Source organism: Vannielia sp. ABF1_015, assembly GCF_056160745.1.
Map to the genome: position 1 here is coordinate 791785 of NZ_JBSWXT010000002.1, position 26146 is coordinate 817930.

Below are 26146 nucleotides of genomic sequence, written 5' to 3' on the forward strand. Positions count from 1 at the left end.
GGGCCTTAAGCCTGCAAGAAAATAAAGAGTTTGAGGATCAGCCGTCAGGCCGCGCTTGCGGCCTCCACCTCGGCCACAATGCTATCGACAACGCGCTCCAGAAGCGCCTCATCCTCGCACTCCGCCATCACCCGGATCAGCGGCTCGGTGCCGCTCTTGCGGATCAGCAGCCGCCCCTTTCCTGCCAGCTCGGCCTCCGCCTCAACCAGCCGGGCCTTTACCTGCGCCGCCTCCAGCGGGGTCTCGCCCGCCGCGTATCGCACGTTCTTCAGCAACTGCGGCACCGGCTCAAAGCTGCGCGCCAATTCGCTCGCACGCCGCCCGGTGCCCACCATCGCCGCCAAAAACTGAATGCCCGCCAGCAGCCCGTCACCGGTGGTGGCATAATCCGTCATCACGATATGGCCCGACTGCTCGCCACCAAGGTTGAAGCCCCCGGCCCGCATCCGCTCCACCACGTAGCGGTCGCCCACGCCGGTGCGCTCCAGCCGCAGGCCCCGGCCCTCCAAAAAGCGCTCCAGCCCGAGGTTGCTCATCACCGTGGCCACCAGCGCCCCGCCCTTCAAGATGCCAAGGTCGCCCCAGCGGGCCGCCAGCAGCGCCATCACTTGGTCGCCATCGGCAATCGCGCCGGTCTCATCGATGATCATCACCCGGTCGGCGTCACCATCAAGGCAGATGCCCACATCGGCCCCATGCGCCACCACCGCCTCGGCAGCGGCCTGCGGTGCCGTGGAGCCGCATTTGTCGTTGATGTTGTAGCCGTTGGGCGAAACGCCCAGTGGCACCACCTCCGCGCCAAGCTCCCAAAGCACCTCGGGCGCGGTCTTGTAGGCCGCCCCATTGGCGCAATCCACAACCACCTTCAGCCCGGCGAGCGAGCCCCCCACCGGAAAGCTCGCCTTGGCCCGCTCCACATAGCGAAAGCGGCCATCGTCGATCCGCTTGGCCCGGCCGATGTTCTCGGCTGCCGCAGGCTCCACGCCGCTCGCCACCAGCCCTTCGATCTCTTCTTCCGCCTCGTCCGACAGCTTGAAGCCATCGGGGCCGAAAAACTTGATCCCATTGTCGTGGGCCGGGTTGTGGGAGGCAGAAATCATGATGCCCAGATCGGCGCGCATCGAGCTTGTCAGGTAGCCCACCGCCGGGGTCGGCACCGGGCCGAGCAGCAGCACGTTCATGCCTGTGCTCGTCAGCCCCGCCGTCAGCGCGTTTTCAAACATGTAGCCCGAAAGCCGGGTGTCCTTGCCGATGACAACCCGGTGCCCGCTGGCCCCGTCACGCCGAAAGTAACGGCCCGCCGCCGCGCCCAGTTTCAGCGCCACCTCGGCGGTCATCGGGGCCGAATTGGCCTTGCCGCGCACCCCGTCGGTTCCAAACAGCGTTCTGCCCATTCCGGCCCCCTCACATGCCCCATTGCCCATGCCATTGTGCGGAGGCGAGCCTTAGGCCCTGCCGCGTATCCCGCGCATCATGCACCCGTAATAGCTGCACCCCTTGCCCGACGGCAAGCACGGCCAACGCGAGGCTGCCGGGCATGCGCTTCGCCGCCACCTCCTCGCCCGCCAGCTTGCCGATAAAGCCCTTGCGCGACACGCCCAGCAGCACCGGGCAACCCAGCGCATGGAAGAGCGAAAGCCGCGAAAGCAGCGCAAGGTTGTGGGTCATGGTCTTGCCAAAGCCGATGCCCGGATCCACCACCACCCGCTCCCGGGCGATCCCGGCGGCCTCGGCAGCGACGATGCGCTCGGCAAGGTGGTCGTACACGTCAAGCAGCACATCGGTATAGCGCGGGTCATCCTGCATTGTCTCGGGGCTGCCCTGCGCATGCATCAGGCAAATCGGCGCGCCCGCATCCGCCGTGGCCCCGGCAATGGCCGGGTCGAACAGCATGGCCGACACATCGTTTACCATGTCCGCCCCCGCCGCCAGCCCGGCGCGGGCCACCTCGGCCTTGCGGGTATCCAGCGAAATGGGCGTGGCACAGCCCTCGGCCCTCAGCGCCTCTACCACCGGCACCACGCGCGAAAGTTCTTCGATCACCGCAACCTCCACCGCGCCGGGCCGGGTGCTTTCGCCGCCGATGTCGAGGATGTCGGCCACCTCGGCAAGCGCCAGCGCATTGGCCAACTCGCGGCCCGCGTGCTGGCCACCGTCCGAAAAGCTGTCGGGCGTCACATTGAGGATCGCCATGATCCGCGGCACATCCATCGTCAGCCCCGCCACCGGAAAGCGCGGGGCGGTCAGCCGGGCCAGTTCATCCTCCTCCAGCGCCGAGGCTGGCAGCAACTCCGGCGCGGCCTCCCGGCGCAGCACCTCCACCCGGTCAAACCAGCACCACCCTCCGGCCAGCGTCAACGCGCCCTCGGGGCGGGCCGGGTCTGTCTGCACCAGGGGGCGGATGTATCTCATGTCGCCAACTCTCCCGCGATCCACGCCGCAAGCGCCTCAGGGCGCGCCTCCGGCGGCTCCACGGCGGTGAGCACCAGCTTGGAAGGGGCCCAGAAGGCCGGGATGCCCTGCGCCGCGCAAAAACCGATCTCGGTGCGGCTCGCCACCACCCGCGCACCCTCCACGCTCTCTGCGGCGATCCAGGCCGCCTGCTCCATCGCCAGCAGCATCACCCGCGCGCGTGCCTCGTCGCCCCGCGCTTTGGGCACGTAACCGGGTGTCACCACATAAAGCACCGGCCCCTCGGCGGGCGGCACGGCGGAGCCCAGCACCATCAGGCACACCTCGGGCACGGCTGTGGGCAGCGCCACTGGCTCCACCTCACCGCGCACCCGCAGCGCCTCGACGCCCAGCACAAACTCGCCCCGCTCCAGCTTGTCGATCCGCACCGCCATGCGGGCCACGCGCGGCTCGCTGAACACCCGCGCGGCGATCCGGTCCACCAGCGTTTCCAGCAAGTCCACCCGGCCCTCGGCCAGCGAGGCATCGACCGCGCCAATCAGCGTGTCGTAGCTCACCACCTTGTCCACATCATCACCCGGAGCATCACCCTCGACCTCGGCGTGCACCTCGAAGCAAATTTTCTGCACCGCGCCCCGCTCATCGGCAAAAGCGCCGATCTCCACGTCGCGATAAAGCTCCCGAAGGGCGATCACGTCACGCGGGGCGTGAACGGAAAAGGCGAGGCCGGTTTCATCCATGCCTCGCCTCAAATCACGGCCCGTGGCCAAGATCAATCAGATCACGCGAACCTGCGTGCCAATCGGCGTCAGCTCGAAGAGCTCCGCGATCAGCTCGTTGTAGGTACCGATGCAGCCCGAAGACGAGCGCCGCCCGATCTTGCGGGTGTCGTGGGTACCGTGGATCAGGTAAGCGGGCCAGCTGAGATACATCGCATGGGTGCCCAGCGGGTTGTCGGGGCCCGGCGGCATGTAATGCAGGCTGGGGTCGCGCTTCATCATCGAGGGGGTCGGCGTCCAGTCCGGGCCAACCTTCTTGCGCACGATCTCGGTGTAGCCAGTGCGCTTAAGGTCGTCGGTCAATGGCACCGAAGTCGGGTAAACCTTGTAGGTCGCGCCATCGCCCGACCAGAAGTGCAGCGCCCGGCTGATGGTGTCGCAAACGATCGTGGCCTTGCCCAGATCGCTGAAGTGGTCGCGCCAGTTCTGCGCCTGAAAGCTTGATGCGTTGCGGCGCACCTGTGCCTGGCGGCTTACCGAGGTCGGGTCAATCTCTTCGGCCCAGCTCACAGCGGGGGCGGCGGCCAGCGCGGCAGTGCCGGCAAGAAGGCGTCGTCTGGAAATCATTGAAGTCGTGCCTCGTTCAACGTCTCGTGGTTGCGTCTCACCTGCCACGTCAGGCGCTCCGCCGCTACTCACATATCAGTGAAAATGAATGCGACATAGCGGCATTGCAACGGTGCCCCGCTCTCGCGCCTTACGAGCGCGGGTGCCGGTAGAAGCTGTGCACGCCGATCCGGGCGGTGCGCGGAAACTGCCGGGCCCAACTCGGACGCACGGCGTTGGTGTGATAATGGGTCGCCCCGCCGGTCAGCTGGCGCGGCGCGCCGTTGAGCACGAGCCAAGCGATCTTGCCCACCCGGTCATAGGCAGCCTGTTCGCGGATGGCGTCGGAGTAGCCGTCGCAGGTGTAGGTAAACTGGCACTGATACTTGCGCCCGGTGCCCTGGTTGACCACGGCGCAAACCGTCGAGGGGTAAAGCCCCGAGTCCACGCGGTTCAGGATAACCTCGGCAACGGCAAACTGCCCCTTCACCGTCTCGCCGCGCGCTTCAAAGTAGAGCGCTTCGGCAAGGCAGGCCCATTCGGCACCGCCATTGCTCACGCGGGGCTGGCTATCAACCCACTGGCGGCTATAGCTCACCTTGATCGAGCCGGGCTTGCCAAAAGTGCTGCGTGGCGCCGTTGCCAAACGCTTGATCCGCTTGCCGCTCACCGCCCGAAACGCCTTGCGCTCCTGCCCGAGCAGCGCGTCGAGACGTTGGTTCATCTCAGGATCAGTGGGAGCCCCCGCCTCGATCACCTCTGTCGGCACCGTCGAAGTCGACATCACCGTTTCGGCAGTTGCAGGCATCGTGGCGGCGGTCAGGCCCAAAAGGGACAGGACCAGCGCGGGCATGTTCCGGCGCAGGTTGTGCATCGTATTCTCGTTCCAGCGGCACGTCCCAGGCTCGTGCCCAGCCGAGGGGGCGCTTAGCGGATGACACAGCGTCCTGTCCACCCCTCGGTGCCAGCCTGCGCTCAATCGGCGCAGTTCAGCGCAGATTGTTTCCGAAGCGTCACCAATCAGCGCAAAAATCCGTTGAAAATCTTAACGAAGCTCACCCGGCGCATCTCCCGCACGGTCCCGAATCGCAAGATGCGCGGCCGCCAGCCGGGCCACGGGCACCCGGAACGGGGAGCAGGACACGTAGTCAAACCCGGCCTCACGGCAAAAGGCAATCGTGTCCGGGTCGCCGCCATGCTCGCCGCAAACCGAAAGCGTTACCCCGGGCCTCGCCGCGCGCGCCCGCTCGGCCCCCAGCATCAACAGCTCGCCAACGCCCTCCTGATCGAGGGTATGAAACGGATCTTCAGGGAAAACCTGCTGCTGCACATAGGCCCCCATGAACTTGCCCGCATCATCGCGGCTAAGGCCATAGGTCATCTGGGTCAGGTCGTTGGTGCCAAAGCTGAGAAAGGTCGCATGACCGGCAATATCCCCGGCACGCAGCGCAGCGCGCGGCGTTTCCACCATCACGCCCAGCTTATAGTCAAAGTCCCGGCCCGTCTCGTTGCGCACAGCCGCCGCCACCCCGTCAATCCGGGTCTTCAGCAGCTCCACCTCGCGGCGGGCGCTGACCAGTGGCAGCATGATCTCGGGCACCACGTGGTCCCCCTTGCGGGCCACTGCCACGGTCGCCTCGAATATCGCGCGCGCCTGCATGTCATAAATCTCGGGCACGGTCACGCCCAGCCGCACGCCGCGCAAGCCCAGCATGGGGTTGAACTCCGCCATCGCCTCAACCCGGTGCGCCACATCGCTCAGCGGCAGGCTCAGCACCTCGGCCAGCGCCCGCATCCCCTCGCGGTCGGAGGGCAAAAACTCGTGCAGCGGCGGGTCGAACAGCCGAATGCACACCGGCTGGCCTACCATGATCCCGAACAGCTGGGTGAAGTCCTCGCGCTGCATCGGCAGCAACTGGTCCAGTGCGGCGCGGCGATCACTCTCGGTGTCCGCGAAGATCATCTCGCGCATGACCATCATGCGCCCCTCTTCAAAGAACATGTGCTCGGTCCGGCACAGCCCGATGCCCTCGGCCTTGAACATCCGCGCAGTCTGCGCGTCCGCGGGCGTGTCTGCATTGGCCCGAATGCCGATGTCGCGCATCTCGTCAGCCCATGACAGCAACGACTGAAAGCTGTCATCCAGCGCCGGTTCCAGCATCTCCACTTCACCGTTCAACAGCTCGCCGCTGGAGCCGTCGATGGTTACGGTGTCGCCCTCACGAAAGCTCAGGCCGCTCTTGGTGCGCAGGGTCTTCTTGCTGGTCGAAAGCCTGATATCGCTGGCCCCAACGATGCAAGGCAGGCCAAGGCCACGGGCGATCACGGCGGCATGGCTCGTCATCCCGCCGCGCTCGGTCAGGATGCCGTTGGCCACATGCATGCCGCGAATGTCCTCCGGCGTGGTCTCACGGCGCACCAGAATGCACGGCTCGCCCTGCGCCGCATGGGCCTGCGCGGCCTGCGCCGAGAAGACCAGCTTGCCAATCGCGCCGCCGGGGCTGGCCGCAATGCCACGCACGATCACGTCGCGCTTGGCCTTCGGGTCCACCTGAGGGTGCAAAAGCTCGGGCAGCGCCCGGGGCTGCACCCGCATCACCGCCTCTTCACGGCTGATGATCGAGTCCTCGGCCAGCGCAACCGCGATTTTCAGCGCCGCGCGCGGGCTTCGGCTGACGCGCACCGCATCCAGCACCCGCAGCTTGCCGCGCTCCAGCGTGAACTCAATTTCCATCTCCTCGCGCAACCGGGCGCGGCAAAGTTCGGCCATCTCGGTCAGCCGGTCAAAAATTTCAGGCTTCTCGCCCTCCAGCGACGGCCCGCGCTCGTCTTCCAGCAGGTAGAGCGCCTCGCCATTGGCCTCAAGCGCATCGCGCAGGAAACTCTGGCGCAGGTAACGGCCCGATACTTTGCGGTGCCCCGTCACCTGATCCACGCAGCGCAGCACGCCCGAGCCGCTTTCGCCCGGACCAACACCCAGCGCCATTTCCTGCACCACAAGCCCCAGCCCTGCATCGGTCGGCGCGCCGCGGGCTTGGCGCAACAGCCGCGCCGTGGTGCCTTCCCATGCCCGCGCCATCGAGCGCAGCACCTCAAGCAACTGCACCTCCGCCTCCTGCGGAAACGGCTCGTCCGCCTCTTCCTCGTAGATCGCCAGCGCCATCTTGAGGCGCTCGGTGGTGCAGGCATCGGTGAGGTCGAAGGCATCGGCATCGAGCCGGGCAACATGCACCGCATAGCTCTGGATAAACCGCAGATAGAGCACCGAGGCCGCCTCTTCGCCGTGGCTCTGGCTCAGTTCGAGGTGGCGGCGGTTGTTCATCCCGATATTCAGGATCGCGCCGGGCCCGCCCCAATCCGGATCTTGGCTGGAGGGGCGCACGCAGAGCAGCGGGGCTTTTCCGAACAGCGCCAGCAGTTGCGAAACATCAAACCCCTGCCCCGCCGCCAGCGCGTGCACCGCCTGAAACGAAAGCGCCGCCGTATGAGGCACGGGAAGGCCAAGCCGGATCAACCGCTGCAAGCATTTCGCCCGCCCGCCATGGGTCGAAGCCGCGAGGGTGGCCTCGGGGGTGATCTCGGTAAATCCCGCGATATGGGTCGATTTCTGCAACGCAGCAATCCTTTCTGTGGCGCAGAATAACCCAAAAGATGAGTCGGGCAAGGGCGACGTTAAGGATAGGTTAACGCTAACACCAACCCGAGCAGCGGCTTAGCCCTCCAACCGCGACAAATCCGCCACCGTGGAACAGGTCTGCCGAATGCGGTGGAGCAGGTTTAGCCGGTTTCGGCGCAGCACATCGTTCTCCGCGTTCACCTGAACCCCCTCGAAAAACCCGTCGATCGGCGCCCTGAGGGCCGCCATCCGCGCCATCGCGGCGGCAAAATCCTCGGCCTCCACCGCGCTGGAAATCGCCGGCTCAGCGGCATCGAGCGCCGCAAACAGCGCCCTCTCCTCCTCGGCCTCCGCCAGTTTCGCCTCGGGACCAAAGGAATACTCCACCCCATCCGCCGCTTCGGCCTGGCTGAGAATGTTGTTGGCCCGCTTGAACCCCTGCACAAGGTTCTCGCCATCGTCGGTGCTCAGGAAGGCCTGCACCGCCTCGGCCCGCTTCACCAGCAGCGTCAGGTCATCCTTGCCCGGCATGGCAAGGCAAGCGTCGATCACGTCATGGCGGATGCCCTGATCGCGCAGGTGCACCTTGAGGCGGTCGTGGAGGAAGGCGAGGAGGTCGTCGGCTGTCTCTTCGAAGTCCTTGGCCTCAGGTGTCGGGCAAAGATCGGCGTGCCCGTGCACGACATCATATAGCTTCAACCGCAAGCCATTCCCCAAAACCAACCGGATCACCCCCAGCGCCGCCCGCCGCAAGGCGAACGGGTCTTTCGAGCCGGTCGGCTTTTCATCGATCGCCCAGAACCCCGTCAGCGTGTCCAGCTTGTCGGCAAGCGCCACGGCGACGGAAACCGGCGCGGTCGGCACATCATCCGACGGCCCGAGCGGCGAGTAATGCTCCTCGCAGGCCGCCGCCACCTCGGCGGGCAGGCCTGATGCATCACTGTAATAGCGCCCCATAAGCCCTTGAAGTTCAGGGAATTCTCCCACCATCTCGGACGAAAGATCAGCCTTGCACACCCGTGCCGCCTGCCCGGACAGCGCCGCATCGGCCCCAACCATCGGCGCAAGGCTCTCGGCCAGCGCGGCAATCCGGGCGATCCTGTCGGCCTGACTCCCCAGCTTGTTGTGGAAGGTCACGTTCTCCAACCGCGCGGTCCAGGCCTCCAGCCCTTCGTCCTTTGCGACCCGCAAATCGTTCTCCCAGAAAAACTTCGCGTCCGAGAGCCGCGCCGCCAGCACCTTCTGGTTCCCGGCCAGAATGGTGGCGCCGTTATCCTTCGTCTCCATATTCGCCACAGTGACAAAGCTCACGATCTGCCCCTGCGCGTTCTTCACCGAGAAAAACTTCTGGTGCTCTTTCATCGAAGTCTGCAGCACCTCAGGCGGCAAGCCCCGGAATTGCTCCTCGATGTCGCCCATCAGCACGACCGGCCACTCCACGAGGCCCGAAACCTCGCCCAGCAGCCCCTTGTCCTCAACCAGCTCCAGCCCCTTGGCAAAGGCCAGCTGCGCCGCGTCATGGGCGATGGTCTCGGCCCGCTCCTCGGCGCTCAGCACCACCTTGGCGCGCTTCAGCTTCGCCTCGTAATCCTCGAAATTCAGGGCCGAAATCGCGCCAGCCGAGAGGAACCGATGCCCGCGCGTCGCATCGCCAGCCACAAGCCCGTCAATCTCCAGCGGCACCACCTGCGCGCCGCTCTCATCGCTCAGGATGCAGAGGATCGAATGCAAGGGCCGCACCCAGCGCAGGCTGCCCGCGCCCCAGCGCATCGACTTTGGCCAAGGGAAGCTGCGCACCGCCGCCTCCAGCACATCGGCAACAATCTCCGGCGCCGCGCGGCCCGGCTTTTCGATGACGGCAAAGAACACCCGGCCCTTCTTGTCGTCGCGCTCCTCAAGCTGCTCGCGCGTCAGCCCGGCACCGCGCAAAAACCCCTCGATCGCCTTTTCCGGCGCGTCCACGCGCGGCCCCTTGCGCTCTTCGCGGGTCGCCGGGCTTTCTGCCGGAAGCCCATCCACTGCCAGCGCCAGACGGCGCGGCGTGGAAAACGCCCGCGCGCCCGCATAGGTCAACCCGGCCTCCACCAGCCCGTCGGTCACCAGCTTCTTGAGGTCTTCCGCCGCCTTGCGCTGCATCCGCGCCGGGATTTCCTCGCTGAATAGTTCGATCAGAAGATCAGCCATCGCTCTCGCCTTCCTGCGACCGCGCCGCAACAAATCCTTCAGGGTCCGGGCAGCCAAGCGGCGGGGGGTTGCCGTCAAACACCTCCTCGCCGCAGCGGTTGATCTGGTGCCAGACAAAGCCGCGCCCGTCATCGAGCACAGCCACCACACGATCAATCCCGTAATAGATGTTCTCGACGCCGGTGAAGGCCATCGCCTCGCCGTTCTCCAACGCCGCGCCAACCTGGGCCGCGTCGTAACAGTCAAACCAGCTCGGCCCGGTCAGCGGCTCGGCGCCCTCGTAGGGCTTGTAGGTTTCACTCAGCATCGCCTGGCTCATCGGGGTGGTGAAGCAGGCGCGATAGCGGATGGGCGAGCTTTCGGCGTCGATCGCCTTGAAATCATTGGAGATGATCTCCTCGGGCGCGCCGCTGGCCAGCAGCGTCAGCTCCACGGCCACATCGCCCTGGCGCAGCTCTACCTCGTGGTAGTAGCCGTATTCCTGCAAGTAGTAGATCGCCAAGCTGGCGACAGCCGCAGCCCCCACGATAAACCCTCCGACGATCTTGCCGTTCATTCCGCCGCCTCGGCCACCCAGCCCCCGGCCTCGGTCTGCACGAAGGCGTCCGCGCATTGCTTGGCCAGTGCCCGCACCCGCCCGATATAGGCCTGCCGCTCGGTAACAGAGATCACGCCACGCGCATCCAGCAGGTTGAACAGGTGCGAAGCCTTGATGCACTGGTCATAGGCCGGGTGGGCCATCACGATGCGGCGGCCTGTCTTGGGGTCATCGAAGGGCACGGCCAGAATGCGCTCGCATTCCGCCTCGGCATCCTTGAAGTGCTGCAACAGCGTGTCGGTGTCGGCCACGTCGAAGTTCCAGCGCGAATATTCGCCCTCGGTCTGGCGGAACACGTCGCCATAGCTCAGCGCGATCTCGGTCTGCGGGTCGTTGTAGGGCATGTCCATCACGTGATCGACGCCCAGCACATACATCGCCAGCCGTTCGAGGCCATAGGTCAGCTCGCCGCTTACCGGATGGCAATCATGCCCGCCGACCTGCTGGAAATAGGTGAACTGGCTCACCTCCATCCCGTCGCACCACACCTCCCAGCCAAGGCCCCAGGCGCCCAGCGTCGGGCTCTCCCAGTCGTCCTCGACAAAGCGAATATCATGCAGCGAGGCATCGATCCCGATGGCCGCAAGGGAGCCGAGGTAAAGCTCCTGCAAGTCCGGCGGCGAGGGCTTAATCAGCACCTGATACTGGTAATAATGCTGCAACCGGTTGGGGTTGTCGCCATAGCGCCCATCCGTCGGCCGCCGCGAAGGCTGCACATAGGCCGCCGCCCAAGGCCGCGAGCCCAGCGCGCGCAGCGTCGTGGCCGGGTGGAAGGTGCCCGCGCCCACCTCCATGTCATAGGGCTGCAACACCGCGCAGCCCTTGCCGCCCCAATAGGCCTGTAGCCGCAGGATGATCTCCTGAAAGGAGCGGGGTTTGTCGATGCTCTGCTGCTCGGCCATGGGGCGCGGTATCCTCGGGGTTTCGGCGTGCAGCGTCTCAATAGAGCCGGGGCGCAAGGCGGTCAAACCGTTTGCCTGTGGCCCCCCTGCGACTCCCCCGCCCCGGCGGGCCAGCACACGCATAATTGGGGTGCACCCGCCGTGGGGGCTGATAAATTGCGCTGAAATCAAGCGGGGCGGGATTTGAAGGCCCCGGCAGGAATGGGACGTGGGACAGGCATGACGATTGTGACGAAGCGAGTTTTTGCGGCGCTCTGGCTGCTTTTGGCAACACTCATGGGCGGCGCGGCCACGGCCCAAAGCACCGTATGGGTCCAGATCGAGGCGCAGCCCACGCTGGCCGAGGCCGAGGCACGGGCGCGGGCCTATTCCGCCGCCTTCCCCAATACGGCAGGCTTTCGGATGCGCTCAGGCTGGTATGCCATCGCGCTGGGGCCCTATGCCGCGAGCGATGGCAACCGCGAACTTGCCGCGCTGAAGCGCGAGCGCCTCATCCCCGCCGATAGCTTCATCGCCTTCCCCAACCAGTTTCGCCAGCAATTCTGGCCCGTAGGTGCCAACACCCTGAACGACCCGGCCCCCGCCGCCCAACCCGAGGCCAGCGCCGAACCTGCCACTGAACTGGAGTCCGCAGCCGAAGCGGTTGTTGAGGCCGCGCCCGAGCCTGAGCCGGTGATCCCCGATGAAACCCCCGCCGAGGCCCGCCGCTCCGAGCGTGCGCTCAGCCGCGATGAGCGCGCCGAGCTTCAGGTTGCCCTGCAATGGGAAGGTTTCTACCTGGGTGCCATCGACGCCGCCTTCGGCCCCGGCACCCGCCGGTCGATGGCCGAATACCAGTCTGCCAAGGGTTATGAGCCGACCGGCGTGCTCACCACCGCGCAGCGACGCGAGCTGGTGGAGGGCTACCGCGCCGAGTTTGCCGCCCTCGGCATGGCCCCGCTTGCCGACAGTCGCGCGGGCATCGAGATGACAGCCCCCCTCGGCCTCGTCGCCTTCGACCATATCGAGCCGCCCTTCGTGCACTACGCCCCCTCCAATGATCGCGGCGTCCGCCTTCTGCTGATCTCGCAAACCGGCGACCAGACCACGCTCTTCGGTCTCTATGACATCATGCAAACCCTCACCATCGTGCCGCAGGAGGGGGAGCGCAGCCGCTCTGAGCGCAGCTTTGTGCTCACCGGGCAGAACGACGAGCTGCACAGCTACACCTACGCCCGGCTCGATGGCGGCGCGGTCAAAGGCTTTACGCTGACGTGGAAGCCCGCCGACGCCAAGATCATGAACGCCGTGGTCAAGGAGATGCGCGAGAGCTTCACCCCCACCGCATCAATCCTGCCCGACAGCGCCGGCTCTGGTGCCCAAGAGCAGCGCATTGATCTGCTCGCCGGGCTCGAAATCCGCAGCCCCGAGATGTCGCGCTCCGGCTTCTACGTCGATGGCTCCGGCGCGGTGCTGACCACCACCGAAGTGCTCGGACAATGCGGCCGCGTCACGCTGGACGAAAGCTACGAGGCCGATATCACCGCGCGCGATGACACGCTCGGCCTCGCCCTGCTCACGCCGCGCCAGCCCCTCGCTCCGCAGGCCCACGCCCGCTTTGCGCCCTCCACGCCCCGGCTGAAGTCCGAGGTGGCCGTTGCGGGCTACAGCTACGAAGAGGTGCTGGGCCTGCCCACCGTCACCTTTGGCACCTTGGCCGACCTCCGCGGCCTCGGCGGCGAGTCAGGCATGCAGCGGCTGGAGCTTTCCACCCTGCCCGGCGATGCGGGCGGCCCGGTGCTCGACCAGTCCGGCGCAGTCCTCGGCATGTTGCTGGCCCGCTCGGAAGACGGCAGCCGCCAGCTTCCCGACAACGTGCAATTCGCAATCGACGTGCCCTCCATCGCCGACTTCCTCACCACCGCCGGGCTGGATGCCACCCCCTCCAGCGCAGCCACCGCGCTGGCCCCGGAAGATCTGACAACCCTAGCCGAGGGCATGACGGTACTGGTCAGCTGCTGGGAATGATTGGCCGGCGGGCGCATCCTATCCGCGACACCTGTAGGGTGGGCAATCTGCCCACCTTACCCTGCTGCACCGCGACTTATGCCCGCCAGAAGTTCACCGTGAACAACGCGTAAACTGCCAGCACCTCAAGCCGCCCCACCAGCATTCCGCCCGCCAGCAGCCACTTGGCCGTGTCATTCAACGTGCTGAAGTTCCCCGCCGGCCCGATGGTATCGCCCAGACCGGGGCCGATATTGGCAATCGCCGTCGCCGCGCCGGAAACCGAGGTGGTAAAATCCAGCCCGGTAAAGCTCAGCATCACCGCCAGCGCTCCAAGCGACACCGTGAACAGCACGAAGAAGCTCATCACCGAGCTCAACACATCTTCCCCGATGGGCCGCCCGTCATAGCGCGGTGTGAAGATGCCTGAGGGCGAGTGGATGGTGCGGATCTGGCTGCGGATCGAGGCAAAGAGCAACTGGTAACGGAAGATCTTCACTGAGCAGGCCGTCGAGCCCGCGCAGCCGCCGATGAGGCCGATGAAGAAGAACATGATCACCAAAAACCCGCCCCACTGCATGTAGTCCACAGAGGCATAGCCCGTGCCCGACATGATCGAGGTGATGTTGAAGAGCCCCTCCCGCATCGCCTGCTCCCAGTGATGCGGAAAGATCGAGGTCAGGATCAGCGAGGTGATCAGCACAAGGATCGCGATGATGGCAAGGAAGGTGCGCACCTGCGTGTCACGCCACAGCGGCGTGGCATTGCCATGCACCAGTTGCACGTAGCGCACAAAGGGCAAGGCCGCGAGGATCATGAAGATCGAGGCGGCATATTCCGGCGCCCCCGAGAAGGTGCCGAAACTGGCATCATAGTTGGAAAAGCCCCCCGTCGAGACGGTGGTGAGCGCATGCACCAGCGCATCAAACCCGCTCATCCCGAGGAACAGATAAGTCATCATGCAAGCGAAGGTGATGGCAATGTAGATCACCGAGATCTGCGCCGCGATCTGCGTGGCCCTCGGCAGGATCTTCCCCATTGTCTCAAAGGCTTCGGAGCGGAAAATCTGCATCCCGCCCACCTTCAGTTCGGGCAGGAAGACCATGGCCACCACGATAATCCCGATCCCGCCGAGCCATTGCAGAATGCCCCGCCACAGCAGAATGCCCTTCGGCAAGTCGTCGAGCCCGCTAAACACCGTCGAGCCTGTCGTCGTCAGGCCCGACATCGCCTCAAAGAAGGCATCCACCGCCCGCGCCTCGGTCGCCCCGAAAACAAAGGGAATCGCCGCAAAGAATGGCAACGCCACCCAGACAAGCGTGGTGAGCAAAAAGGTCTGGCGCAGCGTCAGCCCCTCGCTCACCCCATTGGCGCAGGCCAACGCAATGAGCCCGCCCGACAGCATGGTGATGATCCCGCTTTCAAGGAACACCGGCCACTGCGCGTTGGCCTCATAGATATCCACCGCCATGGGCAACAGCATCATGGCGCCTAGAATTGCGGTGAGAAGGCCGATGACATAACCGACCGGGCGAACGTCCAACATGAGGTGAACGGTTGGCGTGAGCCGCGCAGACTGTCAAGCGCTCCCCCGGCCCATCACCGCAAAACAAGGCGCTCCACTCCGGCACGCGCGGCCCGCGCGAACAATGACGTCTCACCCAAAGGGCACGGCTGGCCCCGCCACGCCGGCAGCCGCCTACCCCATCCGCTCGGAGCGATAGCCGCCCGGCGAGGCCGGAAACACCACCGTCTTGGTCCCGTTCATCAGCACCCTATGGTGAATGTAGGCGTGGATCGCGCGGGCAAACACCTGCGCCTCCACATCCCGGCCAAGGCTCACATAATCCTCGCCGCTCTGGGCATGGGTCACGCGCACCGTGTCCTGCTCGATGATCGGCCCCTCATCCAGATCGGCAGTCACAAAATGGGCCGTCGCGCCAATCAGCTTCACGCCGCGCTCGAAGGCCTGCTTGTAGGGGTTCGCGCCCTTGAAGCTGGGCAGGAAGGAATGGTGGATGTTGATGATCCGCCCGGCCATTTTCTGGCACATCTGATCGCTCAGCACCTGCATGTAGCGTGCCAGCACGATCAACTCCGCCCCGGTCTCCTCCACCACATCCATGATCCGCTGCTCGGCCTGTGGCTTGTTCTCCTTCGTCACCTTGATGTGGTGAAAGGGGATGTCATGGTTCACCACCACCTTCTGGTAATCGAGGTGGTTGGACACAACGGCAACAATCTCGATCGGCAGCGCCCCGATCCGCCAGCGATAGAGCAAATCGTTCAGGCAGTGGCCAAAGCGGCTGACCATGATGATCACCTTCATCTTCTGCGCGTCATCATGAATGGCCCACTCCATGCCGAACGGCTCGGCCACCGCCCCAAAGGCCTCGCGCAGCGCCTCCAGCGGCGCGCCCTCCTCGGAGTTGAAGCTGGTCCGCATGAAGAAGTTTCCGGTGCCCGGATCGTCAAACTGCGCCGAGTCGGTGATGTTGCAGCCCTTCTCGGCCAGAAAGCCCGAGATGGCGGCAACGATGCCCCGCGTGGAGAGGCAGGTGACGGTAAGGGTGTAGCGGCTCATGGCTGTGTGGTCCTGCGCGTTAAGGTCTCGTGTTGCTCCGATGCCCTATCAGGGGGCGGACCCCCGTCAACTCCTCCACGCAGGCACACGGCGTTCTGGCCGCAGAATAACCGCCCCCAAAGCGCGGGATTGCCACAATACGACACATGGTGTTCCTATAAGGAACTGTTGCGGAGGAACGGGTGGTGCCACTGGTCGATAGCGAGCGCGTCAAGGCGGGCCCGGGATGCGACCCGATGGCAGGGCGTATCACCTTCGAGCCGCTCAAAGCCGCATGGTGGGCCGCGCACGGCCTTGGCGGCGTTGCTGCGCTGCTGCTCTTCCCAAGTTGGGGTGGCTTCGCCGTCTTCATCCTGCTGACCGGCCTCACCATCTGCGCTGGCCATTCCGTCGGCATGCATCGCCTGCTCATCCACCGCAGCTTCCGCGCGCCTTTCTGGCTGGAGCGCCTGCTTGTCTGGCTCGGCACGCTCGTTGGTATGGCCGGGCCAATGGGCATGATCCGCGCCCATGACATGCGCGACTGGCACCAGCGGCAGACGCGCTGCCCGCCCCATCCCTCGCATGACGCAGGCTTCTTCCGCGATGCCTACTGGCAACTCATGTGCAGCTACCGCCTGAAGCACCCGCCCCGGCTGGAGATCGAGCCCGAAGTCGCCCGCGACCCGGTCTATCGCGTCATCGAACGCACATGGATGGCCCAGCAACTCCCCCTCGCCACCCTGCTCTTTCTGATCGGCGGTTGGTCTTGGCTGCTCTGGGGCATCTGCCTGCGCGTCTGGGTGTCGCTGACAATGCACTGGATGGTTGGCCACTACTGCCACCAATCAGGCCATCAAGGCTGGCGCATCGCGGGACTGCCGGTGCAGGGCTACAACCTCCCCGGCTGGTCGCTCGTCACCTTCGGAGAAAACTGGCACGGCAACCACCACGCCTTCCCCCATTCCGCCCGCCTTGGCGTGGAAAAAGGCCAGCTCGACCCCGGCTACTGGTTCATCCGCACGCTGGAAGCCCTCGGCCTCGCCACCGGCGTCAAACTTCCCACCAGCGAGCCCCCACGTGAAGGCCTGACACCCAACGCAACCCCGTAGGGTGGGCAATCTGCCCACCGCCCCGGCGTCTGCTCATCGGTGCCTTGCCTGACGGCGCAGCCCCTCTTCGCAGCCGCTACCCGCCATGCACAAGCGTGGTGAACAGTTTCGGGTCAAGGCTCTGTGCTGCAAAGGTCGGCCCCTCCGTCAGCACCGCCACCGCGTCATGGGAATGCAGGCTCTCCTGATGGCTTGCCACGATCCTGAAATCCCCCACCCGAGGCTCGCCCTGCAACGCCTCGCAAAAGCTCCGCGCCGCATCCTCCACAAAGATCGGGTTCGCCGCGTTCAACTCGGCAAAGGCCTGCTCGTCCTCGCGCTTCACCATCACCTGCGTCTCGGTCGGCACCGCGCTCCGGCACAGCTCCACCAAGTCCTCAAACCACAGCCGCTGCCCCGGCAGGCACTCCACCGAGATCCGCGCCACCGAGCGTTGCGAATGTGGCGTCGCCAGCTGCCCGCGCGCCCGGCGGGCATGTTCTGAAAGCTCCAGCGAACAGGGGCATGTGCTGGAGTAAACAAAATCCAGATGCATCAGCTTCTTGCGCCGCCCGCCCGCGTCCACCACCTCCATCGCGATGTCGTAATACTGGTAGCCGGTCAGCCCGCTGCGCAGCGAGTCCACCTTCATCGGGAAGGAAAACCGCATCTGGATGCGGGCATCGAAAGATTCCAGATCACCCTTGTAGGCCTCCAGTGTCTCCTCCACCACGTCGAGCGAAAACACCTCCTCGGCGCGGGCATAGAAGGTCCGCATGATGCGGGACATGTTGATGCCCTTCTTCTCCGCCTCAAGGCTCACCGTGCCCGTCACCGATGTTTCCAGCGTGATGTCCCCGCCATCCCGGCGGTGAAAGCGGATCGGCAGGCGGAAATTGGAAATCCCCACATGCTCGATATGCTGGCGCGCCCCGCGAATGAGCGAGGAGGGCCCGTTCTGCAAATCCGGCAACCCGGCCTTATAGGCCTCGTCCACCTTGAACTCTTCGGGATAGGCCCGCGCGAGGGCAGGGTAATTCGGCAGCGGCGCATCGGGCAAAAGCCGCGCGATCGCGGGATCGAGCGCAGCCACCTCCTCAGGCGTTGCCTTTTCAGCCCAGCGGCGCAGCACGTCCAGCGCGGCGCGGGCCTCCTCATCGGTCGTCTCGCCCAGCGCGGCGGCAAGGATGTTCATGGCAATTTCCCCCTTTCACACGGGTGCGGGCCACCGCCTGCATATGGGGCATATACCCCGCCTTGCAAGCTATCCTTAAGCCGCGGGCGACCATTCGGGGGGCGATTCAGCCGTTTTTCTGCCGCCGATGTCACATCAAGGCGGGCTGTCTCGTCATCAAGGTATCGACCCTTTCACACAGGAAAACCCAATGACCCCCAGAGTTGATATCACCACCGCCGCACCCAAGCTGATGACCGATTGGCTGAAGCTTTCCAACACCGTCGAGGCCGCCGGGCTGGAGCCCGCGCTCTGCGAGTTGGTCAAGCTGCGCGCCTCCCAGATCAACGGCTGTGCCAACTGCCTGAACATGCACAGCTTCGCGGCCAGCGGTCAGGGCGAAACCCCGCAGCGCCTTCACCTGCTGCCCGCATGGCAAGATGCGCCTTGCTACACCCCGCGCGAACGCGCCGCCCTTGCCTGGACAGATCATCTGACGCAGGTTTCCACCCGTCGCGCGCCCAAGGCGGTGTACGCCGCGCTGGCCGCAGAGTTCGACCCCGCAGAACAGGTGACCCTGACCATGCTGATCAACGTCATCAACGGCTGGAACCGCCTCGCCATCGGCTTTGACCAGTTCGTGCCCGAATATGGCTGGACATGAGCGCGCCATGAGCGACACCGGCGCAGAACACTTCGCCACCGAGCGGCCCGCCCTGCTGCGGGTCGCCTATCGGATGCTCGGCACCATGAGCGACGCCGAGGATGTGGTGCAGGAGGCTTGGCTGCGTTGGTCGGCAACAGACAGGGCGGCGGTGCGTGTGCCCGCCGCCTTCCTGCGCCGCACCGTCACCCGGCTCTGCCTCGATCACCTCAAGTCTGCCCGCGTTCGGCGCGAGACCTACCCCGGCGAATGGCTGCCCGAGCCGGTGCTGGAAGAGGAGCCGGTTGAAGATGTCACCCTGCCCCTGATGATCGCGCTTGAACGACTTTCCCCTCGCGAGCGAGCGGCCTTTCTGCTGCACGATGTCTTCGGCGAGAGCTTCGAGCAGATCGCCACCGCGCTTGAAAGCAGCCCCGCCGCCTGTCGCCAACTGGCCAGCCGCGCACGCACCAACGTGCGGGCCGAACGGGTGCGCTTTCAGGTCGAAGAGGCGCGCGGGCTCGAAATCGCCCGCGCCTTCTTCGACGCCGCACAGGGCGAAGGTGTGCAAACCCTCGCCACCCTACTGGCCGAAGATGTCCGGCTGCATGCCGATGGCGGCGGCAAACGCGCGGCGCTCTGGCGCGTGCTGAAGGGGCGCGACGAGGTGGCCGATGCCTTCGCCCGCTTCCACCGCGCCCGCCGCGGCCCCTCGCAGTTGATCCGCCTTGGCTACATCAACGGCCTGCCCGGTGTTCTGACACGCGAGTCGGACGGCGAGCTGCAAACCACTGCGCTGCTGATCGAAAATGGCGCGGTGCGCGCAATCTACGTGGTGCGCAACCCCGACAAGCTGCGCCACCTCTCGGCGCAAGCCTCTGCTGGGGAGGCGTGATCCGCAGTCTGGATCGGCTCGGGCCGGGGAGCGGCCGGGGCCGTATCACGGCTGAAGTGCACGTCGCCATAGCGCGCGCCACTGGCGGGCCAAAGGGAAAGGTGGCGGAAGTCGGATGTGGGAACAGGGGCGGTCATAGGCCCTCTCCTCTCGAAATGTGGAAACGCTTGGTGAACTGGCCGGTCAGGCCATCTCCAGCGCCCGCATCAGATCCGCCACAAGGTCGTCCGCGTCCTCGATACCCAAAGACAGCCGCACAAGCCCCGGGCTGATCCCCAGCGCGGCCTTTTTCTCGTCCGAAAGCCGCTGGTGGGTGGTCGTTGCCGGATGGGTGATGATGCTCTTCGCATCCCCGAGGTTGTTGGAGATCACCACGATCTCCAGCGCATCCAGAAAGCGGAAGGCCGCCTCCTTGCCGCCCTTGATCTCGAAGCTCACCACCGTGCCCGGCTTTTCCATCTGCGCCAGCGCAAGGTTGTGCTGCGGATGGGCCGGCAGCCCCGGGTAGAGCACCGCACTCACCTTCTCATGCCCCACCAGCGCCTTGGCAACGGTCTCGGCATTCTCTGCCTGCGCCCGGCACCGCAGATCGAGCGTTTCCAGCCCCTTCAGCAACACCCAGGCGTTGAACGGGCTCATCGCCCCACCGGTGTGCTTGAGGTAGGGCTCCAGCGTCTTGCGGATAAACTCCTGCGTGCCCAGCACCACGCCGCCCAGCACCCGGCCCTGCCCGTCGATATGCTTGGTGGCAGAATAAACGATCACATCTGCGCCCAGCTCTCGGCTGCGTTGAAAGACCGGCGTAGCAAAAACATTGTCCACCACCACCAGCGCGCCCACCGCATGGGCCAGTTCGCTGACGCCGCGGATGTCGATCACCTCCAGCGTCGGGTTGGAGAGCGCCTCGAAAAACACCAGCTTGGTGTCGGGGCGGATCGCCGCCTTCCACGCCGCCAGATCGGTGCCATCGACAAATTCGACCTCCACACCATAGCGGGTGAGCACTTCCGACAGGATATATTCACAGGAGCCAAACAGCGCCCGGCTGCTCACCACGTGGTCGCCGGCCTTCAACGGCGCACAGAGCGCCGCGTTCACCGCCGCCATGCCGCTTGCGGTGGCAAAGGCATCCTCTGTGCCCTCCAGCATCGCAATCCGCTCTTCAAACATCCGCACCGTCGGGTTGCCGTATCGGGCATAGATAAACTCATCCTCACCCAACGCCTCAAAGCGATCCTGCGCCTGCTGCGCGGTGTCGTAAACAAAGCCCTGCGTGAGAAAAATCGCCTCGCTCACCTCGCCATACTGCGAGCGCCGCGTGCCGCCATGAACAAGCTTGGTGCGTGTCTTGCGTTCAGACATGATTGGCCTCCTTCGCCAATAAAAAAGCCCTCACCGCTGCCAAGCGACGAGGGATTTCCTCTGCCTGACCTCTTTAGCGGAAGTGTTTAGAGTGGCCCGCAATCCGGTGAACAAATCGCCACTTGTGAGGGTGAATTACGCCCGGGGGCGGCCTCGGTCAATCCCCTTTGCGGCGGAGATCCGCCAACTTTGGGGCCGCCATCGCGACGGATACTCCCGCCTTCTGCGTGCAACCTGCACCACCAACAGGAGAGAAATCCATGAATCGAGCAGTCACCACCCTCTTCATCGTAGTCCTCACCATCGCCACCGCCCCAGCCGCCTTTTCCGCGCCGCGCGGGCAAGAATGCGAAACGAATGCGCGGCACAAAGCATGCGCTAAACCTCAAAACGGCGAGGCCCGCAAAGAGGGCAACGCGAGGGAGCAGCACAACGAGCATCGCACCGGCCAAAAGCGCAAAGCTGTAAAAGATCGCGGCCACGCGCTCAGCAAGGCCCAGGCCAAGCGCCTGCCCAAACCACCGCGCGGGCAGGAATATCGCGTGATCGACAACCGCGTCGTGCGCATCGACAGTGAAACGCTCCAAACCGTCGCCGTGTTGGGACTGCTGCAATCGCTGCTTAACTAGCGCCGCCCCGGAGGCCGCTGTTCTCCTCTGGAGCGGCCTCCGGCTCCACGGCCCCGCGCTTAGCCAGCAGCCGCGCCACGAGAAAGCAGGCCATTGCCCATGCCGCCCCGGCGAGCCATCCGGCGAGCACATCCGTGGGCCAATGAACCCCAAGATACACCCGGCTCACCCCCACCATGGCCGACATCACAACCGCCAGCGTGAGGATATAGGCCTTCAACACCCGGCCCGGCATCACCCGCGCCACCAATGCGCCCAGCGTCAGATAGGTGACAGCGGCCATCATTGAGTGGCCCGAAGGGAAGGACGAGGTGATCACCTCGACGCCATGAGGCACAAGGTCGGGGCGCGGGCGGTCAAACAGCAGCTTGGCCCCGTGCGACAGCAAGATGCCCCCGCCCACAGATGCGATCAAAAAGGCCACCATCCCCCACGACCGGCGGATCACGAAAAAGCCCGCAACGGCGGCGGTGAAGAGGCTCAGCACCAGCGCACCGCCCAGCGCCGTCAGGTCGCGGCCCATCACCTCGACCCAACCGGGGCCGATCGGGTCGGCAAGGTCGCCGGATGTGCGCAGCGCCAGCAGGATGGTTTCGTCAAGGCTGCGGGTCTCGCCCTCCAGCACCTCATCGGCCAACTCACCAAAGGCCCAAAGCCCGCCCACCACCAACGCCAGCACCACCAGCGTGCGCAACTCCACGTTTCGTTTTGCCCAATCGGTCAGGCGGCGCCCTGCTGTCACGTCAATTGCCATACGGCCCAACGCCCGGCCCGCCCCCGCGTTCCCGTGGCCCGGCGCAACCCCTGCCCCACTGTCACAGCACTGTAACCCAGCCTTAACGCGGGCGTAGTAAAACGCAGGCATCCAACCCCCAGATGTTGTGGCCCCAGTCGCAGTGGGAAGGCCCCGATGCCCCTGACACATGCCAATGCCGATGGTGATCGTCTGGCCGATCCGGCCGGCACCGTGGCCCGCCTGCGCTCGGCGCTGGAAGAGGCTGCGCCAAACGCCCCCATCGCCGTGCTGGTCCACGGCTTCCAATATTCCCCGCATGACCCAGTCCATAGCCCGCACCATTCTCTCTATGGCCTGAGCGAGGTGCACGGCTGGCCCGCGCGGCTCGGCCACGGCGCGGTAGATGCGCCGATCTGCCTCGGCTTCGGCTGGGAAAGTCGCGGCTCGATCTGGGGGGCCTACCACCGGGCGCCCCGCGCAGGCCGGGCACTGGCGGAGCTTGTCGACCTTGCCGCCAACCTCGCCCCCGAGCGGCGCATCACCCTCGTCGCCCACTCCCTCGGCGCTCGCGTCGCGCTGCAAGCGCTGCCCCACCTCGCACCCGGCGCCGCGCGGCGGGCGATCCTGCTGGCGGCAGCCGAATATCGCCACCGCGCCGAAGCCGCCGCCGATTGCCCTGCGGGCCACGCGGCCGACTTTCTCAACGTGACCTCGGCGCAAAACTTGCCCTTCGACCTTCTGCTCGAATACGCCTTCGCCCCCACCCGCCCCGGTCGCCACGCCATGGGGCGCGGCATGGGCCATCTGCCCGGCTGGAGCGATCTGCGCCTCACCTGCCCGGCCACCCGCGCCACCCTCGCGCGGCTCGGCCACCCCGTCGCAGCGCCGATCCGCCGCATCTGCCACGGCTCCACCTATCTCGCCCCCGGGGTCTTCTCACTCTACCGCGCCGCCCTCACCGACGCCTCCCTGCTGCCCCGCCTCAACGCCGCCCTGCCCGCGCCCACGCCCCGCCGCCTCACGGCAAATCTCGCCCGCCTCGCCGCTTTGGCCTTGCCACTGGGAAATCGCACGCCATCCTGACCCCTGACCAATTCAGGAGGAACACATGGCCCCGATCGACCTTTACTACTGGCCCACCCCCAACGGCTGGAAAGTCTCCATCGCGCTCGAAGAGATGGGCCTGCCCTACGAAACCCACCTGATCAACATCGGCGCGGGCGACCAGTTCAAGCCCGAGTTCCTCGCCATCTCCCCCAACAACCGCATGCCCGCGATCGTTGACCATGACGGCCCCGGCGACCAGCCGATCTCGGTGTTCGAAAGCGCCGCGATCCTGATGTATCTCGCTCGCAAAACCGGCAGCTTCTACGGCACCACCGAACGCGAGCGCATCGCCGTCGAAGAATGGCTGATGTGGCAAATGGGCGGCCTCGGCCCGATGGCAGGGCAAGCCCACCACTTCCTCAAATACGCCCCCTCGATGGATCCGCCCAACGACCTGCCCTACGCCAAGGACCGCTACCGCAACGAGGTCAACCGCCTCCACGGCGTCCTCGACAAGCGACTGTCGCAAAACGAATATGTCGCCGGCTCCAACTACTCCATCGCCGACATGGCCATCTGGCCCTGGGCAATCCTTTGGGAAGGCCAGCAACAAGACATCTCCGACAAACCCCACTTCTCCCGCTGGCTCGACCTCGTGGGCAGCCGCGAAGCGGTGAAGAAAGGCAAGGCCCTGGCCGATGAGAAACGAGGCAGCCTGCAGGGCAACAAGGATGCGCAGAAGGTGCTGTTTGGCAAGCCGGAGTGAGATTGGGTGGTCTCTTTGAGCACTTTCCATGGCCACGGGAACCTTACTCAGCTTGTCTCAATGTCCTGCGCAAAACATGAGGTTTCATCCATATTCTTCAGTCGGAACTTTGGACCATTGAAATCCTCAAAAAGCCGAAGATGAGCACCGTAGGATGATGCTGACTTCCTGCGCCAATAATTTTCGGCCCATACTTCTAATTCTGCGATATTATCAAGAGAGCCAAGAGCAGATGCTCTGGAGAACAAGTTCCTACGACACTCGGACCACGGAATATCCGTCCAGATGAGGCAGGTTGCGCGGTCAATGATCGGGCTTATCAAGGCGCCATATACACCTTCGATAATCCATCTTTCTCTCTCTGCCGCTCTTTGTGTCTTTTCGACTGCAATCACCTTCTTTTCCTTCCGGCGATAATCTCCATCAACCCAGTGGATGCGATCAAGATCGACGACAGGTGATGAGAGCGTTTTACCCAGCCTCCCAGATAACCAGCTTTTACCGGATGCGGTATTTCCGATGACAACGGTTCTGTTAAGATCAATAGGTGTCGGTTTCTGCACCGCACGAGCCTCAGTCATTCCACGAAAGCCCTGCAAGACAATGCCTCTTGCGAATCGAGGTGTTTAACCCCCCGAGCGAAGACGGGCGATATTGTCCGTACAGCGGACCCATAGGATGACCGCAGAAGTGAATGGCATCCACCCCCCTCACCCCACCAAAACCTCCCAAACCAACTTCCCCGACACCACCGCCAGCGCCACCTCCACCAGCAGGTAAAACACCTTCTCCGGCAGCCACCGCGCCACCCGCGAGCCGCTCCACGCGCCTGCCAGTGCAAAGGGTGCCAGCCACACGGCCTCCCCCATGCTCGCCCCGGTGATCTGACCGGCCATCACGTAGGGCGGCACCTTCAGCAGGTTGACCACCGAGAAAAAGATCGTGACGGTCCCAAGATAGACCATCTTGTCCAGCTTCTGCGGCAGCACGTAGGCCTGAAACGGCGGCCCACCTGCGTGGGAAATATAGCTGGTGAAGCCCGCCAAGGTGCCCCAGATCACCCCGCGCGGCACATCGGCGTCCCGCGGCGCAGGCGCGGTGCGCGCAAAGCGCCCCCGCACCGAGCCGACGAGGTAGTAAACCCCGATTCCCGCCACCAGCAGCTTGATCGCATCCCCCGGCACCACCGTCACCGCAAAGAAGGCGGCGACGATGCCCGCCACGGCCCCCGGCAGCATGATCTTCAGGATTCGCACGGAGAACGCCTTGCGAAAGAGGTAAACCGCGTACCAATCGGCCACGATATAAAGCGGCAGCAGCAATCCCGCCGCCATCGCCGGGTCCATGAAGAGCGACATCAAGGGCACCGAGAGCATCGCCAGCATCGGCACCCCGCCCTTCGACAGCCCCATCATGAAAGCCGCCAACGCAGCCACAATCCAGAAGTCCATGCCCCTCCCCTAAAGGCTTCACAGCTCAAGGCCAGACCCGGGCCGCCATATCAATCAGACCAAGCCACTCCGGACAATTTGATTAAAATTGCCCATTTTCTTGCTCCAAATACTCCCCGCCGGAGGCCTCAAATCTCGTTGGGCGCGGCCCCTCAGGCGCAAACCTATTCGCTCTTTTCCGTCCCGTATTTCTCGATCAGCGGATATTGCGCCATCATGAAAACAAAGAGCGCCGCCGGCAGGCCAAAGGTCTTCACTGTCACCCAAACCCCGCTCGAGAGCGCAAAGGCAATCACCGCATTGGCCACCGCCAGCGCGAGGAAGAACCAGGCAAACCGCTTGGTCAAAATCATCCACCCCGCATCGCTCATCGGTAGAAGCCCCTCCATGAGCCGCGCGAGGTAGCTCTGCCCCCGCGCCAGCCCAATGGCGAGGATCCCGGCGAATAGCGCATAAAGGATCGTCGGTTTCAGCTTCAAAAACAGGTCGTTATCCAGCACCACCGTCAGCCCGCCCATGAAGACAACCAACACCAGCGTCATCACCTGCATCCGGCTCAGGCTGCCCGTCAGCGCCCAGAGCGCGCCCATGCAGATCACCATGGCGATGACAAACCAGAAGGTAATGTAGGTGAAGGTCTTCACCTCGTGGCCGAACAGCACGTAACTCTCCGCCTTCAGCATGAAGAAAGCCACGAAGAAGCCCATCACCGGGCCAAACTCCAGCGCCGTCTTTACCCAGCCGGGCACCTGTTTCTCTGCCATGT

At 64.8% G+C, this 26146-nt stretch carries 24 protein-coding genes and 1 riboswitch; of the genes, 7 read left to right on the top strand and 17 right to left on the bottom strand.

The window, feature by feature from the left end; all coding sequences use genetic code 11:
- Nucleotides 1–44 precede the first annotated feature (44 nt).
- The 9 genes from glmM to ACXAG6_RS16255 form a co-directional block, all read right to left on the bottom strand.
- Nucleotides 45–1394, bottom strand: coding sequence for a phosphoglucosamine mutase (gene glmM, locus ACXAG6_RS16215; protein WP_475338840.1), 1350 nt, complete (start codon nt 1392–1394; stop codon nt 45–47).
- A gap of 10 nt (nt 1395–1404) precedes the next feature.
- Nucleotides 1405–2412: a dihydropteroate synthase gene (gene folP / locus ACXAG6_RS16220; protein ID WP_475338841.1), complete on the bottom strand. Its 1008-nt coding sequence runs from the start codon at nt 2410–2412 to the stop codon at nt 1405–1407.
- Nucleotides 2409–3152 (bottom strand): dihydroneopterin aldolase, encoded by a 744-nt coding sequence (locus ACXAG6_RS16225; RefSeq protein WP_475338842.1) that lies wholly within the window; start codon nt 3150–3152, stop codon nt 2409–2411. Before ACXAG6_RS16225 ends, folP begins: the two co-directional genes overlap by 4 nt.
- A 36-nt stretch (nt 3153–3188) precedes the next feature.
- Nucleotides 3189–3758: a L,D-transpeptidase gene (locus ACXAG6_RS16230; RefSeq protein WP_140014910.1), complete on the bottom strand. Its 570-nt coding sequence runs from the start codon at nt 3756–3758 to the stop codon at nt 3189–3191.
- A gap of 130 nt (nt 3759–3888) precedes the next feature.
- Nucleotides 3889–4590 carry a cell wall hydrolase gene (locus tag ACXAG6_RS16235; RefSeq protein ID WP_475338843.1) on the bottom strand — a complete coding sequence of 234 codons (702 nt, stop codon included), beginning with the start codon at nt 4588–4590 and terminating at the stop codon, nt 3889–3891.
- Nucleotides 4591–4782: 192 nt separating this feature from the next.
- Entirely contained in the window at nt 4783–7350 is a 2568-nt protein-coding gene (locus ACXAG6_RS16240; RefSeq protein ID WP_475338844.1) for a putative PEP-binding protein, read from the bottom strand.
- A 99-nt stretch (nt 7351–7449) separates the two neighbouring features.
- Nucleotides 7450–9537, bottom strand: a complete 2088-nt coding sequence (glyS, locus tag ACXAG6_RS16245) for a glycine--tRNA ligase subunit beta (RefSeq protein WP_475338845.1) — start codon at nt 9535–9537, stop codon at nt 7450–7452.
- The gene (locus ACXAG6_RS16250; RefSeq protein ID WP_475338846.1) at nt 9530–10093 is read right to left on the bottom strand and encodes a DUF6446 family protein; all 564 of its coding nucleotides are present in this window, start codon (nt 10091–10093) and stop codon (nt 9530–9532) included. The genes glyS and ACXAG6_RS16250 overlap by 8 nt, the downstream gene beginning before the upstream one ends.
- Nucleotides 10090–11037, bottom strand: coding sequence for a glycine--tRNA ligase subunit alpha (locus ACXAG6_RS16255; protein ID WP_475338847.1), 948 nt, complete (start codon nt 11035–11037; stop codon nt 10090–10092). Before ACXAG6_RS16255 ends, ACXAG6_RS16250 begins: the two co-directional genes overlap by 4 nt.
- A gap of 219 nt (nt 11038–11256) precedes the next feature.
- On the opposite strand from ACXAG6_RS16255, the gene ACXAG6_RS16260 reads away from it, so the two are divergent.
- Nucleotides 11257–13044 carry a serine protease gene (locus tag ACXAG6_RS16260; protein WP_475338848.1) on the top strand — a complete coding sequence of 596 codons (1788 nt, stop codon included), beginning with the start codon at nt 11257–11259 and terminating at the stop codon, nt 13042–13044.
- A gap of 76 nt (nt 13045–13120) precedes the next feature.
- On the opposite strand, the gene ACXAG6_RS16265 is transcribed toward ACXAG6_RS16260, so the two are convergent.
- Nucleotides 13121–14569, bottom strand: coding sequence for a TrkH family potassium uptake protein (locus ACXAG6_RS16265; protein ID WP_140014916.1), 1449 nt, complete (start codon nt 14567–14569; stop codon nt 13121–13123).
- 153 nt (nt 14570–14722) lie between these two features.
- On the bottom strand, nt 14723–15607 hold the full coding sequence (gene purU, locus ACXAG6_RS16270; protein ID WP_475338850.1) for a formyltetrahydrofolate deformylase: 885 nt from the start codon (nt 15605–15607) through the stop codon (nt 14723–14725).
- Nucleotides 15608–15792: 185 nt separating this feature from the next.
- Between purU and ACXAG6_RS16275 the strand changes: the two genes are divergently transcribed.
- On the top strand, nt 15793–16698 hold the full coding sequence (locus tag ACXAG6_RS16275; RefSeq protein ID WP_475338851.1) for an acyl-CoA desaturase: 906 nt from the start codon (nt 15793–15795) through the stop codon (nt 16696–16698).
- A 76-nt stretch (nt 16699–16774) separates the two neighbouring features.
- On the opposite strand, the gene folE2 is transcribed toward ACXAG6_RS16275, so the two are convergent.
- Nucleotides 16775–17872 carry a GTP cyclohydrolase FolE2 gene (folE2, locus tag ACXAG6_RS16280; protein WP_475338852.1) on the bottom strand — a complete coding sequence of 366 codons (1098 nt, stop codon included), beginning with the start codon at nt 17870–17872 and terminating at the stop codon, nt 16775–16777.
- A gap of 190 nt (nt 17873–18062) precedes the next feature.
- Between folE2 and ACXAG6_RS16285 the strand changes: the two genes are divergently transcribed.
- The gene (locus tag ACXAG6_RS16285; protein ID WP_475338854.1) at nt 18063–18515 is read left to right on the top strand and encodes a carboxymuconolactone decarboxylase family protein; all 453 of its coding nucleotides are present in this window, start codon (nt 18063–18065) and stop codon (nt 18513–18515) included.
- A gap of 7 nt (nt 18516–18522) precedes the next feature.
- Complete coding sequence (locus tag ACXAG6_RS16290; RefSeq protein ID WP_475338855.1) at nt 18523–19389, top strand: sigma-70 family RNA polymerase sigma factor; 867 nt, start codon at nt 18523–18525, stop codon at nt 19387–19389.
- A gap of 183 nt (nt 19390–19572) precedes the next feature.
- On the opposite strand, the gene metZ is transcribed toward ACXAG6_RS16290, so the two are convergent.
- The gene (gene metZ, locus ACXAG6_RS16295; protein WP_475338856.1) at nt 19573–20751 is read right to left on the bottom strand and encodes an O-succinylhomoserine sulfhydrylase; all 1179 of its coding nucleotides are present in this window, start codon (nt 20749–20751) and stop codon (nt 19573–19575) included.
- Nucleotides 20752–20803: 52 nt separating this feature from the next.
- A riboswitch (SAM riboswitch) is annotated at nt 20804–20883 on the bottom strand.
- A 95-nt stretch (nt 20884–20978) separates the two neighbouring features.
- Here metZ and ACXAG6_RS16300 point away from each other — a divergent pair.
- Nucleotides 20979–21380, top strand: coding sequence for a hypothetical protein (locus tag ACXAG6_RS16300; RefSeq protein WP_475338857.1), 402 nt, complete (start codon nt 20979–20981; stop codon nt 21378–21380).
- Here the strand turns inward: ACXAG6_RS16300 and ACXAG6_RS16305 are convergent.
- Nucleotides 21373–22134, bottom strand: a complete 762-nt coding sequence (locus ACXAG6_RS16305; RefSeq protein ID WP_475338859.1) for a phosphatase PAP2 family protein — start codon at nt 22132–22134, stop codon at nt 21373–21375. The two genes, ACXAG6_RS16300 and ACXAG6_RS16305, sit on opposite strands and share 8 nt — an antisense overlap.
- Nucleotides 22135–22290: 156 nt before the next feature.
- Here ACXAG6_RS16305 and ACXAG6_RS16310 point away from each other — a divergent pair, with 156 nt between their 5' ends.
- Nucleotides 22291–23199 (top strand): alpha/beta hydrolase, encoded by a 909-nt coding sequence (locus ACXAG6_RS16310; protein ID WP_475338860.1) that lies wholly within the window; start codon nt 22291–22293, stop codon nt 23197–23199.
- A gap of 25 nt (nt 23200–23224) precedes the next feature.
- Nucleotides 23225–23929, top strand: a complete 705-nt coding sequence (locus ACXAG6_RS16315) for a glutathione S-transferase N-terminal domain-containing protein (protein WP_475338862.1) — start codon at nt 23225–23227, stop codon at nt 23927–23929.
- A 47-nt stretch (nt 23930–23976) separates the two neighbouring features.
- Here ACXAG6_RS16315 and ACXAG6_RS16320 read toward each other — a convergent pair whose 3' ends face one another.
- The 3 genes from ACXAG6_RS16320 to ACXAG6_RS16330 all read right to left on the bottom strand — a co-directional run bounded on the left by ACXAG6_RS16320 (nt 23977) and on the right by ACXAG6_RS16330 (nt 26144).
- Nucleotides 23977–24510, bottom strand: a complete 534-nt coding sequence (locus ACXAG6_RS16320; RefSeq protein WP_475338863.1) for a P-loop NTPase family protein — start codon at nt 24508–24510, stop codon at nt 23977–23979.
- Nucleotides 24511–24639: 129 nt separating this feature from the next.
- A complete protein-coding gene (locus tag ACXAG6_RS16325) occupies nt 24640–25380 on the bottom strand; it encodes a sulfite exporter TauE/SafE family protein (RefSeq protein ID WP_475338864.1) in 741 nt (246 codons plus the stop codon).
- Between the two features lie 164 nt (nt 25381–25544).
- Nucleotides 25545–26144, bottom strand: a complete 600-nt coding sequence (locus tag ACXAG6_RS16330) for an inner membrane-spanning protein YciB (protein WP_475338865.1) — start codon at nt 26142–26144, stop codon at nt 25545–25547.
- Nucleotides 26145–26146 lie beyond the last annotated feature (2 nt).

Coding starts and splice junctions, on each gene's coding strand:
- ACXAG6_RS16235 (WP_475338843.1), bottom strand. CDS start 4,590: ATGCCCGCGCTGGTCCTGTCCCTTTTGGGCCTGACCGCCGCCACGATG.
- ACXAG6_RS16290 (WP_475338855.1), top strand. CDS start 18,523: ATGAGCGACACCGGCGCAGAACACTTCGCCACCGAGCGGCCCGCCCTG.
- glyS (WP_475338845.1), bottom strand. CDS start 9,537: ATGGCTGATCTTCTGATCGAACTATTCAGCGAGGAAATCCCGGCGCGG.
- ACXAG6_RS16325 (WP_475338864.1), bottom strand. CDS start 25,380: ATGGACTTCTGGATTGTGGCTGCGTTGGCGGCTTTCATGATGGGGCTG.
- ACXAG6_RS16265 (WP_140014916.1), bottom strand. CDS start 14,569: ATGTTGGACGTTCGCCCGGTCGGTTATGTCATCGGCCTTCTCACCGCA.
- ACXAG6_RS16260 (WP_475338848.1), top strand. CDS start 11,257: ATGACGATTGTGACGAAGCGAGTTTTTGCGGCGCTCTGGCTGCTTTTG.
- ACXAG6_RS16305 (WP_475338859.1), bottom strand. CDS start 22,134: ATGGCAATTGACGTGACAGCAGGGCGCCGCCTGACCGATTGGGCAAAA.
- ACXAG6_RS16230 (WP_140014910.1), bottom strand. CDS start 3,758: ATGATTTCCAGACGACGCCTTCTTGCCGGCACTGCCGCGCTGGCCGCC.
- glmM (WP_475338840.1), bottom strand. CDS start 1,394: ATGGGCAGAACGCTGTTTGGAACCGACGGGGTGCGCGGCAAGGCCAAT.
- ACXAG6_RS16285 (WP_475338854.1), top strand. CDS start 18,063: ATGACCCCCAGAGTTGATATCACCACCGCCGCACCCAAGCTGATGACC.
- folP (WP_475338841.1), bottom strand. CDS start 2,412: ATGAGATACATCCGCCCCCTGGTGCAGACAGACCCGGCCCGCCCCGAG.
- folE2 (WP_475338852.1), bottom strand. CDS start 17,872: ATGAACATCCTTGCCGCCGCGCTGGGCGAGACGACCGATGAGGAGGCC.
- ACXAG6_RS16310 (WP_475338860.1), top strand. CDS start 22,291: ATGCCCCTGACACATGCCAATGCCGATGGTGATCGTCTGGCCGATCCG.
- metZ (WP_475338856.1), bottom strand. CDS start 20,751: ATGTCTGAACGCAAGACACGCACCAAGCTTGTTCATGGCGGCACGCGG.
- ACXAG6_RS16250 (WP_475338846.1), bottom strand. CDS start 10,093: ATGAACGGCAAGATCGTCGGAGGGTTTATCGTGGGGGCTGCGGCTGTC.
- ACXAG6_RS16225 (WP_475338842.1), bottom strand. CDS start 3,152: ATGGATGAAACCGGCCTCGCCTTTTCCGTTCACGCCCCGCGTGACGTG.
- ACXAG6_RS16320 (WP_475338863.1), bottom strand. CDS start 24,510: ATGACTGAGGCTCGTGCGGTGCAGAAACCGACACCTATTGATCTTAAC.
- ACXAG6_RS16315 (WP_475338862.1), top strand. CDS start 23,225: ATGGCCCCGATCGACCTTTACTACTGGCCCACCCCCAACGGCTGGAAA.
- purU (WP_475338850.1), bottom strand. CDS start 15,607: ATGAGCCGCTACACCCTTACCGTCACCTGCCTCTCCACGCGGGGCATC.
- ACXAG6_RS16255 (WP_475338847.1), bottom strand. CDS start 11,037: ATGGCCGAGCAGCAGAGCATCGACAAACCCCGCTCCTTTCAGGAGATC.
- ACXAG6_RS16330 (WP_475338865.1), bottom strand. CDS start 26,144: ATGGCAGAGAAACAGGTGCCCGGCTGGGTAAAGACGGCGCTGGAGTTT.